At 48.2% G+C, this 12,199-nt stretch carries 10 protein-coding genes; 8 read left to right on the forward strand and 2 right to left on the reverse strand.

The annotated features are described in order from the left end of the window. The first annotated feature begins 25 nt into the window (after positions 1 to 25). The 8 genes from NYE45_RS10445 to NYE45_RS10480 all read left to right on the forward strand — a co-directional run bounded on the left by NYE45_RS10445 (position 26) and on the right by NYE45_RS10480 (position 9,218). The gene (locus tag NYE45_RS10445; protein ID WP_340016600.1) at positions 26 to 1,003 is read left to right on the forward strand and encodes an alpha/beta hydrolase; all 978 of its coding nucleotides are present in this window, start codon (positions 26 to 28) and stop codon (positions 1,001 to 1,003) included. A 124-nt stretch (positions 1,004 to 1,127) separates the two neighbouring features. Continuing rightward, the gene (locus tag NYE45_RS10450; RefSeq protein ID WP_340016601.1) at positions 1,128 to 1,841 is read left to right on the forward strand and encodes a class I SAM-dependent methyltransferase; all 714 of its coding nucleotides are present in this window, start codon (positions 1,128 to 1,130) and stop codon (positions 1,839 to 1,841) included. 66 nt (positions 1,842 to 1,907) lie between these two features. Beyond that, the gene (locus NYE45_RS10455) at positions 1,908 to 2,894 is read left to right on the forward strand and encodes a BadF/BadG/BcrA/BcrD ATPase family protein (RefSeq protein WP_340016603.1); all 987 of its coding nucleotides are present in this window, start codon (positions 1,908 to 1,910) and stop codon (positions 2,892 to 2,894) included. A gap of 63 nt (positions 2,895 to 2,957) precedes the next feature. Beyond that, positions 2,958 to 3,395 carry a GNAT family N-acetyltransferase gene (locus NYE45_RS10460; protein WP_340016604.1) on the forward strand — a complete coding sequence of 146 codons (438 nt, stop codon included), beginning with the start codon at positions 2,958 to 2,960 and terminating at the stop codon, positions 3,393 to 3,395. Positions 3,396 to 3,615: 220 nt separating this feature from the next. Then, the gene (locus tag NYE45_RS10465) at positions 3,616 to 4,074 is read left to right on the forward strand and encodes a MarR family transcriptional regulator (protein ID WP_076330535.1); all 459 of its coding nucleotides are present in this window, start codon (positions 3,616 to 3,618) and stop codon (positions 4,072 to 4,074) included. Next, entirely contained in the window at positions 4,071 to 7,238 is a 3,168-nt protein-coding gene (locus tag NYE45_RS10470; protein ID WP_340016605.1) for an MMPL family transporter, read from the forward strand. Before NYE45_RS10465 ends, NYE45_RS10470 begins: the two co-directional genes overlap by 4 nt. Before the next feature lie 199 nt (positions 7,239 to 7,437). Next, the gene (locus tag NYE45_RS10475) at positions 7,438 to 8,064 is read left to right on the forward strand and encodes a GDSL-type esterase/lipase family protein (protein ID WP_062833735.1); all 627 of its coding nucleotides are present in this window, start codon (positions 7,438 to 7,440) and stop codon (positions 8,062 to 8,064) included. 92 nt (positions 8,065 to 8,156) lie between these two features. Further along, positions 8,157 to 9,218 carry a phosphotransferase gene (locus tag NYE45_RS10480; RefSeq protein WP_340016606.1) on the forward strand — a complete coding sequence of 354 codons (1,062 nt, stop codon included), beginning with the start codon at positions 8,157 to 8,159 and terminating at the stop codon, positions 9,216 to 9,218. A gap of 114 nt (positions 9,219 to 9,332) precedes the next feature. Here the strand turns inward: NYE45_RS10480 and NYE45_RS10485 are convergent, their stop codons facing one another. Together NYE45_RS10485 and NYE45_RS10490 are read right to left on the reverse strand one after the other, a co-directional pair. After that, positions 9,333 to 10,010 carry a tetratricopeptide repeat protein gene (locus NYE45_RS10485; RefSeq protein WP_340016607.1) on the reverse strand — a complete coding sequence of 226 codons (678 nt, stop codon included), beginning with the start codon at positions 10,008 to 10,010 and terminating at the stop codon, positions 9,333 to 9,335. 14 nt (positions 10,011 to 10,024) lie between these two features. Beyond that, complete coding sequence (locus tag NYE45_RS10490) at positions 10,025 to 12,013, reverse strand: translation factor GTPase family protein (RefSeq protein ID WP_340016608.1); 1,989 nt, start codon at positions 12,011 to 12,013, stop codon at positions 10,025 to 10,027. Positions 12,014 to 12,199: the final 186 nt, after the last annotated feature.

The following is a 12,199-nucleotide window of genomic DNA, read 5'->3' on the forward strand; positions in this document are numbered from 1 at the left end:
TTAGGAAAGAAAGGTAGGCACGTTCATGTTATTCTACGTACTTGCGGCACTGATCTTGATCGTTCTTGTTCTTCTGTGGGCAGGAGGGCTCTACTTTTTCAAAACTGCCATTCGGCGTACGCCCAAAACGTTTTTGGTGGACAACCCAAATCTGATGCCTGAACCGGACAATGAAATTATCAGTAGTGCTGCTGACCTGAAGTGGCTGGATGCTCAGCCTGCAGAAGAGATATCTATACAATCGCATGATGGATTAAAACTGCACGGTACATGGCTTAGTTCCAATAGCGGGTCAGATCAGACGGTTATTCTGGCACATGGTTATTCGGGGAAAGGCAGAGAGATGGCCGGATTTGCCCGATTCTATGCGGAGAAGCATGGATATAACATATTAATGCCGGATGATCGGGGTCATGGACAGAGCGAAGGTGACATTATTGGTTTCGGCTGGTTAGATCGGAAGGATTATGTCCAGTGGACCAACTGGGTGCTTGAACAAGTGGGTACACAAGGAGAAATCATATTGCACGGCATATCCATGGGAGGAGCAACTGTACTGATGACAGGTGGCGAAGCCCTGCCGATTCAGGTTAAAGCGATTGTCTCTGACTGTGCGTATACATCCGTGGAAGAAGAACTGACGTTCCAGTTGAAGCAATTATACAAGCTTCCTGCATTTCCCTTTATCCCTGTCACCAGTCTGATCTCTAGATGGAAAGCAGGATATTCCTTCAGAGAGGCATCCGCTCTCAAACAGCTTGCCAAAGTCAACGTGCCTGTGCTGTTCATCCATGGTGAGGCCGATACGTTCGTACCAACGGAAATGGTGTACAGGTTGCATGAAGCTTGCCCAACCGAAAAGGAATTGCTGACTGTTCCCCGTGCGGGTCATGGTACAGCGTTTCAAGTCGATCGTACTGGATATGAGGCGGTATTGGAATCCTTCTTAGAAAAGAACCTGTCGCCTTCGAGCTTCGTATCCGAAAGTTCAGAAGCCAAGTGAAACCGTGACCTTGAGCCGTGCACATCTCCCATGAAAAGGTATACGGAAATGAATTGATTCCTGTGTGGCATTTCGGGTATTAAGTAGAAGTGCAGTTGATTTTCTAAACTATGGGGGTGTCTTGATGGGCAATGAAAAATTTGAGGCTGCGCGAAAAGCAGAGGCAGGTTATCATTCCAACTTCTATCAGAATAATGAACTATTTGCCTCAGGAACCTGGATGTCTAGGCCCATGCCTATGGTTATGGATATGCTGGAACGTCTACTTGCTCACAAGCAGGAACTGCGTGTCCTTGATCTGGGATGCGGAGTAGGAAGGCATACGATACCCATTGCACAGCGTCTTGCACAAACGAACAGTGAAGTCATCGGTGTGGATTTGCTGGACGAGGCTGTAGATGGGCTTCGCAAGTATGCGAAAGAATATCAGGTTGATCATCTTGTGAAGGCAGTAAAAGCAGACGTTGAGCATTATGCTGTTGAGGCAAACTATTTTGATTATATTGCTGCTTGTTCTTGTCTGGAGCATGTGTCGAATAAGCAAGCTTTCATGGAAGCGCTTGAACGATTACAAGCGGGAACTCGAATCGGTGGCATTCATTGTATTACGATGAGTACGAATGTGGAAGAAACAGAACTCAATACAGGCCGCGAAATTGAGCCGTTAATTGAATTGAATCTGCAGACAGTTGAAGCGATCGCTTTGCTCGAGGATGCCTACAAAGGTTGGAATATTCTACTTCAAGAACATGTTACACAGACGATTGAAGAAGAAAAGTATGATGAACCAACACAGTTTCGTTGTGAACTGCTTCGTTTCGCTGTACAAAAGCAATAAACTCTCTGCCGGGACCTAGTAATAGCCCGGCACTCTTATTGTTCGTTGGGAAGGGGATAGTTAAGGATGAATACATACGTGATTGGGATGGATGGAGGAGGAAGCCACACGCGTGTGGCTGTCGCCGATCAGTACGGAAAGCTCTTGTCCTATGTACAAAAAGGTGGTTGCAACCGTTATCACGATACTCATGCCGAGCAAAATGTGCTGGAAGGTATCGCTGAAGCTATAGCCAAGGCTGGGCTCAAGCCAGACCAGATCGTCTCCATTCAAGCAGGAATGGCAGGTCTGGATCGGCCTGAAGATACAGTATGGGCGGAAGCGTTACTCGCTCGAACGGGGATTACTGGCAGAATCAGTGCAGTAAACGATACGCACATCGCACATACTGCGGCCTTCGATGGTGAGCCAGGTATTGTCGCTATTGGAGGTACAGGCTCTCTGATCCTTGGCAGAACGGAACGGGGGGCTTGGCTCCGCAACGATCAGTTCGGTCATTATGCACCGACAGCAGCACGTTTTCTGGCTTACGACACGGTTCATTCCATACTGGCAGGACGTTATGAGTCGCAGGATCAAGAATGGATTGAGCAGGTTTTAACGTATTGGCATGTAGGCTCTATCCGGGAGCTTGCTGCGCTGGGAGTGTCTGGTTTTGCTGAAAATAAACAGGCTACCAATCGGAGATTTGGTCAAATGGCACCTTTGGTGACTGAAGCAGCTGCCCGGAATATTCCCCTCGCGGTTAGGGTATGTGACTCTGCTGCCGATACAGCTGTTGTGGGTATCCTCATGCTGGCATGCTGTTTCGATCAGCCAACAGTGTCTATCGCGCTTACCGGAAGCTGTCTGAGTTCACCGTACATGGTGGAGGCTGTTCAGAAAGGACTGGATGCTGCCTATAGGCCCGAAGGGAAAAGAATTCAATACATAACAAGCAACTTGCCGGCAGTTGGCGGTGCTTTGCTGGATGCCTATCATTTGGCGCAAATCAAGGTTTCGGATAACATCCCGAATATGCTTCAATGCGAGCTGAATCGTTATACGACTTGAACTTTGAGAGGCTAACGACTACAATACGATAACGGAAACAAGCAAGGTATAGGAGGAATCAAGGTGTTAATTAATTTGAAATCACGCATTCAGGAGCCGGAAGTGCAGGAGCTGTTGTCCTACTCGGTCTTTCCTGATCCGGATCACTTGAATCGTGCGTTGCAACAATATGTAGAGAAAGACGAACTGAAAATGGCCGGCTACGAAGATGAGGGACAATTGATCGGTCTGATTGGATATGAGAAGACAGGAACAAGTGAGGTTACCATTCATCATATCTCGGTTTTGCCTGAAAATCGCTTTAAAAATTACGGACGTGGTATGATCTCACAACTGTTGGCAACATACAATCCGGATAGACTGATTGCGGAGACCGAGCTGGATGCCGTGGAGTTTTATCGGAATACGGGATTCGTCGTATACAGTCTGGGTGAGCTGTATCCAGGTGTGGAGCGGTTCCGTTGTGTGCTTGAAAAAGAGGAAGACGCAGACGAAGAGTAACGCGAACGCAGTCTCTACTGTCTGGCATAGAAAACAGATTATAATTAAAGCAGGATGTTGGATTTGGCAATGAGCTGAGTCGGACGTCCTGTTTTTTTGTCGTTTTTATTATAAATCCAGGAAAAAAGTATTGCTTCAAGAGATTGTTTCATTATAGAATAGTTTCACAGAAGAATAGTTCGTCAAGTGAACTATATGTATTTGGAAAGGAGAATGAAGAATGAGCACACCCGATGCAAAAAGTTTGGTGAACCGCTACCTGGATGCTTCCTTTATGGTCAATAAGCGGTTTGATACGCGGATACGTGAACAAGTGGGGCAGACCATAACGACCGATCAGTTCTGCGCACTTCGTCTGATTGAGGAGAAACCTTCCTGCACACCCTCCGATCTGGCAGAGCTTCTGTGCATAGGCAAGAGCAGCATTACCGCTTTGGTCAACAAGCTGGTGGATCGCGATCTGGTCCATCGGGCCGGAGATGAACGTGACCGCAGGGTCGTATATTTGACGCTGACGGAGACTGGAAGACAAGTGTATAGGGAAACAGAACAGGAAATACAGCAGATTCTGGAGCCATATCTGGTTCATTTTAAACCGGAAGAGGTTCGTAATTTCATTGAATCTTTTGAGAAGCTTGCAGCTTTGCTAACGCATGAAGGAGGACAGGAGAACGAATGAGAACGATATTGAAAGCACGATGGTGGTTTATGGGGCTATGGGTTGTTGTAGCTGCCGTATTAATGTTTACCGCCCCTAACATGAGTGAACTGATTCGGGAAAAGGGACAGTTTTCGGTTCCGGAAGGATACTCTTCCACCCGTGCTGCAGCGATTCTGAATGAAGCTGCAGCGCAAAAGGGAGAACAGCAAGGCAGCCAGATCGCTCTTGTATTTTATAATCCGGATGGTCTGGGTACCACGGGAAAACAAGAGGCAGAGAAGGCTATTAAGCAATTGGAGGCCGACAAGCAGAAGCTGGGCATTCTGTCCATTCTGGAACCTTTCTCTCAGCCTGAGTTGTCCGAGAAGATGATCTCAGCTGACGGCAAAACCATTCTAACGTCGCTATCCATTGATCAGGGAGATCGTACGGTCAAGGAAATGCGGGAAGACCTGAATGAAGCATTGAAGTCCGTCAATGTGGAGCACTACATAACCGGTAAAGGTTTGATTGACGAAGATACCATTGAAAGTTCCCAAGAGGGGCTTAAGAAATCGGAATATATTACCGTTGTCTTTATTTTACTCATTCTGTTCCTGGTGTTCCGTTCGTTTGTAGCTCCGTTTGTACCGCTACTGACGGTGGGGATCAGCTACATTGTATCGCAACAGATTGTCGCATTCCTGGTGGATGGGCTCGACTTCCCGATATCCACGTTTACCCAGATCTTTATGGTCGCAGTCATGTTCGGGATTGGTACGGATTACTGCATCCTGTTGATCAGTCGGTTCAAGGAAGAACTGGCTCATCATGAGAATACGTGGGATGCCATCATTGCTACCTATCGTACTGCCGGTAAAACGGTACTCTTCTCCGCACTTGCCGTGCTGGTTGGATTCATTGCGATCGGTTTTGCCCAGTTTATGTTGTACCGCTCTGCGGTTGCTGTAGCTGTGGGTATCGCTGTGATGATGCTTGCCTTGGTGACGATCGTACCATTCTTCATGGCGGTGCTGGGCAAGAAGCTATTCTGGCCGTCGAAGGGTTCACTGGATCATGCCGAGAGCAAGATCTATGGTGCAGCTGGCCGCTTCTCACTGAAACGTCCATGGGCTGCGCTGCTCATCGTCGCGGCTGTTTGTGTGCCACTTCTGGCAACCTACGATGGCAAACTGTCGTTCAACAGTCTCGATGAGATTGGTGAGAAGTATGATTCAGTAAAAGCATTCAACATTATCTCTGACAGCTTCGGACCAGGTGAATCATTGCCGGGCCAGATCGTTATTCAAAACGATGAAGCGATGGATAATGCGAAATATATGGCCGTTGCTGAAAAAATTAGCCGGGAAGTAGAAAAAGTACCTGGGATCTCCGGTGTCCGCAGTATGACACGACCTACGGGTGATGAGATCAAAGATTTTGAAGTTACACAGCAAGTGGGAACATTATCGGAAGGACTTGGTGAAGGTAAGACGGGTCTGGACAAAATCCGTGATGGTCTGAGTGAAGCGAGCAGTCAACTAAGTAAAAATGAACCACAGTTAAAAGAAGCTGCTGATGGAGCAGGTGAACTGACCAAAGGAACCACCCAGTTGCAATCGGGTATCTCGCAACTCAGTGAGGGACTTGGCCAGATTGAAAAAGGTATCCGGGATGGTTCCGCAGGTGCGGGTGATCTGAAAGCAGGACTTCAGCAAGCCAAAACGAGTGCAGATCAACTCGCGCAGGCGAACAATCAGTTGCTTGAAGCCTATCGTCAGGCGGGAGCAGGAGTCGCTGCATTGGGCGATGGAACCCGTGAACTGGAGCAACAGCTGAACGGGGTTTCAACGGCTTTAACCAGTCTGTCTGAATCCTTCACAGCACTCGAAGAACGTTATCCTGAATTGCAGCAGGATGCGGACTACCAGCGTATCAAAGGTACGATAGGTGAAACAGGTTCGGGTACAGCGCAGCTCGCTCAAGGTTTGGGTCAGATTAAGACCAAGCTGGGAGAAGCCGCTGCTGGAATTAATCAGGCGAATGAAGGCTTTGCCTCCGCAGCAGCCGGACAGAAGGCTCTTGCCGATGGTCTAAGCCAGATTGTAACTGGAATCAGTCAGCTTGAGACAGGTCTGAAACAGGCCGCTGATGGTCAAGGAAAAGTCATTAAGGAGATACCTTCCATCCAGAACGGGCTTGGTCAGCTTCAAGGTGGACAGGAGAAAATCCAGCAAGGCTTCTCGGATCTGAGTGGTCAGCTGACACAATTGACAGATGGTTTGAATCAAAGTGTCGATGGTATTAAACAGGTATCCGGGGGACTGGATTCAGCGCAGGACTACCTGACGCAATTACAAAATTCACCGGATTCCGATCTGGCAGGCTGGTACGTTCCTGAAGAAGCACTGAACAGCAAAGACTTCACACAGGTATTTGATACGTATCTGTCCCAAGATCGGAAGACGATGACGATTGATGTTATTTTCGCCGAAAATCCATACGGAACAGAAGCCATTGATCGTGTTCCTGACATTGAGGCGGCTGTACATCGTGCGGTACAAGGCAGTACGCTTGAAAAAGCCGATATTGCCGTAGGTGGGGTTACCAGTACGTTTGCAGATCTGCAGGAGATCTCGAATAACGACTATACACGTACTGTAATGCTGATGCTGGCGGGCACATTTATTATTCTGGTCGTGCTGCTTCGCTCAGTCATTATGCCACTGTATCTGATCGTTTCCTTATTACTGGCTTATTTCACATCAATGGCGTTAACCGAAGTGATCTTTGTTAATATCCTCGGATTCGCAGGCATCAGCTGGGTTACTCCGTTCTTCGGGTTTGTCATGCTGATTGCACTTGGTGTGGATTATAGCATCTTCCTGATGGACCGTTTCAATGAGAACAAAGGCATGAAGGTACAGGATGCGATGTTGTACGCGATGAAGAACATGGGAACCGTTATTCTATCTGCAGCGGTCATTCTGAGCGGTACATTTGCTGCGATGTATCCATCCGGTGTTCTCTCGATGATGCAGATTGCCACAGTAGTCCTTAGCGGACTGGTCTTGTACTCTCTGTTGTTCCTGCCATTCTTCGTCCCAGTGATGGTGAAGATGTTTGGCCGGGCCAACTGGTGGCCGTTCCCGAACAAGGAACAATCAGATTCCGTTGATTCGGATCGAACCATAGGCATGTAATGCATTGCAATGGATTAGGCTCTGCCGCGTTATGCGGCAGGGCTTTTTCTTTTTTTACCTCTACAGGAAAACTACAATCTTATGCAAAAGAAAGGTGCATGCCTAAGGACACCATCCCGCGCCTTGTCTTGCCGCTCATCATAAGATATAGAGCAGTTCATTATTGTTCAGAGAAATCACAGCAGAGAGGGGCGACGGGATGGTATATCGATATGTGGCTATAGGAGATTCATTAACGGTAGGTACAGGAGCGTTGCTGGGCACCGGCTTTGTTCCTTTATATCGGCGAATGGCGGAAATGAATGTTCGTACGTTTGTATCCATGGAAAATATGGGCGTGAATGGACTGACGTCGGGGGAAATGTTGCAGATGATCTCTTCGCATCCCCGAGTGCGGCAATCGCTCCGTGAAGCGGATATCATCACCATTTCCATTGGCGGGAATGATCTGATTCGTACGTTTAAAGCAAGTAATGGCATTCCAAATGCCAGCAAAATGACACAGGTGCTCGGAGAAACCCGTAGTAATGTATCCCAGATTATGCGGCACATTCGTCAGTTAAAGGGCAACAGTGAGTATATGGTCCGATCCATCGGATTGTACAACCCGTATCCACAAGCGACGGAAGCTGCGTACTGGGTGCGCCAATATAATTCGTTTCTGAATGGAGCGGGATCAGGCAACTATGCGTGTGCTCAGGTCTATGACAGGTTTGAAGGCCGTGAACGTGAACTGTTGTTCTGGGACAGAGTTCATCCCAATGCAAGAGGGTATCGTGTCATTGCAGAGCAGCTTAATCGGACCGGATACTATCCATTCTCTTGATCACTTTGGAACAGAACTAGACCGAGCGATGGACTTCCTTTAAGATAATTAGAGGACAGTTCCATTTTGTGAGATAAAGGGGTTAATATTTGGTGCAAAACATCGATTCCGGTTCCCTCCATCATTCAGAGCAGCAGCGTATATCCGAAGTGTTGGCCTTATATGGTTTCACATCGGACTGGAAAGGTGAGCGTGGAAAGGGTGGGATGAATAATTCTACCTACATGCTCCATGTAGACGGGGCTAATTACGTCATGAGACAATATGAAACACATAATGATTCGATGAAAATTGCCTTTGAACACGAGGTGCTGGAAGCCCTCCACCGTTCGAACTTTAAGCTTGATACACCTTCACCTGTAAGACGGTTATCTGGTGAGGGAGGTACTTTCCTTGCTGTAAAAGAAAACCTCACAGGTCACACCAAAATCGTGACTCTATTTCATTATCGGGAAGGCGTCAATCCCATCTGGCATACACCAGATCAATTGATAGGGCTCGGTAAAGCGGCGGGGGCCCTGTCTTCTGTTATGGCTACGCTGGATATACCACTTGAACCTGTGTATCCACCATACTATCGAATTCAGGATGCGTATCCGCTCTGTTCACCAGAACGATTATTACAGCTATGCACATCACCACCGGAGCAATTGGTCGCATGCTCGAATGAACTGAAGCAGTTGAGGCATGTGCTGCCAGATCTGTTTGAAGCCCTGCGGGGTATGGAACAGTTGCCGCATCAATTGGTTCATGGGGATGTGAATGCCTCGAATGTGTTGGCAGATCAGCAGGATGGTGAAATCTGTGCCATTTTGGATTTTGAATTTGCGACATGGGATTTGCGGGTAATGGAGCTGGCTGTTCCGATGTCTGACCTCCTTACCATGGACAAGAGTGAAGATTGGATGTGGCAGGCACAGGAAGGACTGATCAGGGGATTTCGGGAACATGTGAGCCTGAAACCGGAAGAGTTGCTGGCCATACCTCAATTGATTTTGCTGCGCAGTCTGGATGTGGTCATGCATTTCATCAGTCGCATGTTCGAGGGTACAGATGAGCCGGAAGTGGCTGTGGATCAGATTGTGAAGCTCAAACAGCGGATCGACTGGATGCGTCATCATGAAGAACGACTGCGTGAGATATTGGTGTATTAATATCGTTGCTATAAATAAAGTGCACTGTTTCTGCTCAAACGAGGGCAGAGATCAGTGCACTTTATTGATTAGAAGAGGTATATATTTGCGTGTTATAGCGTAAATCGAACGATTCTACAATCCACGCTTGCGGAACCAACTGCGGACAGCCCAGCGGCGCTCCTGACGTTTCTTGTATTTGGGCAATGAACGATACACGTTCAAGGATTGCTCGTAAGCCTGCTTCGCATCTGCATTGCGTCCGAGGGAACGATGAACTGAACCGAGCAGGTAATAAGCTTCACTGGATGAGGAATGAATTTCCTGAAACTGATGCACATAATCCAGCGCTTTGTCCTCATGCGTATCTTTGAAGGCTCCAGCAAGGGTGAGATACGGACGTCCGTACTTGACTCTGGGGTTGATCTCGAGGGCTTGCAAAATATGACGTTCGCCTTTTTCGATGTTGCCCAAATGAAGCTCAGTCGTCCCTAATGCCTCCCAATACTCAGCTGATTGCTCGTACGGGCGTTCCAGTTCAAGCAATAACGCATGTGCCTCAATGTATCGTTTGCGCTCAATCAGAAGGCGAGCCAACTCCAGCTTGGAAGAAACTTCATTGGGGCTCATGGCAAGCTGTTGCCGAAGCCGGGAAATGTTACGTATACGCTTGAGAGGTTTCGTGAAGCTTGGGAATACGCCAACATAGCGACGATCCAGGAAGTACAGTATTACGAGTAAAATCAGAATGGCAATGAACGGATTACCTATAATCCGCCATAGAAGGCCAAAGATAAGAAATTTAATAAGCACAAGTTCAACTCCATTTATGATGTAATCGCGTTTCGTACACTTAAAATATACTTCGATTGATCCAGCGGGTTAACCCCTCTGCGTTTGCGAGTATGAGTCACATCTGCAGGACAATCCTGATATCCGGCAAATGAAGTCGTGAGCACCCCGCGGCCACTTGTCTCGGAACGCAGCTTCACTGGATAATCCATGGAGGTGGCAAGAGGAACAAGCCCTTCAATAATACAACGTCCGTTACCAATGGCGGGTGCTTCGAAGGTTGCACGCATATGTACCAGGTCGCTGAGTGCTTTTCCGCCATATTCTTCCGGGACCGTCAGTCTGAACTGAAGGAGGGGTTCCAACAACGTCGTACCTGTTCTCGCCAATCCGTCCATGATTCCCATCGGCGTGGCTACGACAAAATCAAGCGGATGGGTATGCCAGACATGATGTTCCCCTTCCACCAGCGTGATGCGCAGATCGGTTACTTCCCAACCGAGCATGCCTTGAGACAGTGCTTCGGGAATCCGCCGTTCGACTTCATTCTGATAACGTAGCAGCAGATCATCTGTCCTTACAGTTGAGGTATAGATCAGACCGCTTCCACGAGGCAAAGGTTCAATTCTGAAGCGTAGGATGGCCCAGCAGGGCTTAGGCATCGTGTAGGCAATGTAACCTTCTCCTGCTGCAAGGGGCGTTTCCTTATAGATGACGGATGGCGGGTCGAATACGACATCCAGTCCGAAACGACTCATTAACAAGCTGGATAAAATCTCAAGCTGAATGGTTCCCATAACCTTGAGATGCAGCTCTCGTTCCTCCGGCAACCATTGCAGATCAAGCAAGGGGTCTTCGTCCGTCAACTCCTGCAATGCAGCTACAAGATCGGGGTAACGTGCCGGGTCCTTGCCATGTACTTGTACGGCCAGCAAAGGCAAAGCCATCTGTGGCAGGGGAGGTACACCTTCAGGATTGCCGATAATGTCACCCACATGGGTGTCACTCAGTCCGTATAGCGTAGCGATCTGCCCCGCGTGAACGGCACCGGTATCTGCCCATTTTCGTCCATCCATGCGGCGAATCTGCGTTATTTTTTCCTCAAGCTCCCGCGTCGAATTATAGATGGTATCCCGGTTGTGGAGACTACCACCATACATGCGGACGTAGGCCGTGCGTCCCATCGTGCGGTCACGTTCAATCTTGAACACAACACCCGATACGGGAGAATCCACTGGCTGTGGAGGTGGAGGCAGAAATGCAAGGACTGCGTCCAGCAATGCCGTGACGCCAATTCCTTTGCCGGAAGCACCGTAACACACAGGGAACATCTCACCCTGATGCACATACCGCAGGAATGCTTCATTTAGATCCCTTTGGGATAACTTAGTCTCTTGAATGTAGGCTTTCATGACTTCTTCGTCCAGCTCGGCAAGTATCTCGAACAGACCTGGAATGGAAGGTGTGCCACCGGACAGCGTATCTTGATTCTCATTCCATAGGGAGTCGATGCCATGAAATGACTCTTCATGGAGTTGATACGTTTGGATTTCGCATGCGAAGGGAGACAGGGTGGAACGAATCTGCTCCATTACCGCTGGGGCAGACGCGCCAATCCGATCCATTTTATTGATATAGATGATGGTAGGAATGCGAAGTGAACGAAGGGCATGCCAGATGGCTTCACTTTGGGACTGAATCCCCTCCACTGCTGATAGAATCAAAATAGCGCCATCCATTACGCGCAGTGTTCGCTCTACTTCGGAGCTGAAATCAATATGCCCAGGCGTATCAATAAGGTCAATGATGGTGTTCTTCCAGATCAGAGAGGTCATAGCTGCTTGAACGGATATACCACGTTCTTTCTCAATGTCCAGCGAGTCTGTGGCTGTTGTTCCGTCATCCACGCGTCCCGGACTGCGGACGACACCACTTTCATATAACATATGCTCGGTGGTAGTTGTTTTCCCCGCATCCACATGGGCGAAGATGCCGATATTCCTGCGATTTAATTCGTTTAACATGGAATGTTAAGCTCCTCTGACAACGGAATGCAATGTTTCCGACAATTAATAATCCAGATTATCATACCACATCTTCCATATGGAAGAATATGTGGATATATATGATTAGGGCGTGTCTAAAACTCGCTGAAGTATATCTTTTACCGACTTTTCGCCCGCTGCTGACTCACTTTCCCTCGACGTGCC

The organism is Paenibacillus sp. FSL K6-1318, from assembly GCF_037976905.1.
GTDB classification, from domain to species: Bacteria; Bacillota; Bacilli; order Paenibacillales; family Paenibacillaceae; genus Paenibacillus; species Paenibacillus amylolyticus_A.

What these genes read in the sequence shown, in the direction of transcription:
- NYE45_RS10465 (WP_076330535.1), top strand. Translation starts at nt 3,616, where the DNA reads ATGAGCACACCCGATGCAAAAAGTTTGGTGAACCGCTACCTGGATGCT.
- NYE45_RS10475 (WP_062833735.1), top strand. Translation starts at nt 7,438, where the DNA reads ATGGTATATCGATATGTGGCTATAGGAGATTCATTAACGGTAGGTACA.
- NYE45_RS10490 (WP_340016608.1), bottom strand. Translation starts at nt 12,013, where the DNA reads ATGTTAAACGAATTAAATCGCAGGAATATCGGCATCTTCGCCCATGTG.
- NYE45_RS10470 (WP_340016605.1), top strand. Translation starts at nt 4,071, where the DNA reads ATGAGAACGATATTGAAAGCACGATGGTGGTTTATGGGGCTATGGGTT.
- NYE45_RS10450 (WP_340016601.1), top strand. Translation starts at nt 1,128, where the DNA reads ATGGGCAATGAAAAATTTGAGGCTGCGCGAAAAGCAGAGGCAGGTTAT.
- NYE45_RS10445 (WP_340016600.1), top strand. Translation starts at nt 26, where the DNA reads ATGTTATTCTACGTACTTGCGGCACTGATCTTGATCGTTCTTGTTCTT.
- NYE45_RS10455 (WP_340016603.1), top strand. Translation starts at nt 1,908, where the DNA reads ATGAATACATACGTGATTGGGATGGATGGAGGAGGAAGCCACACGCGT.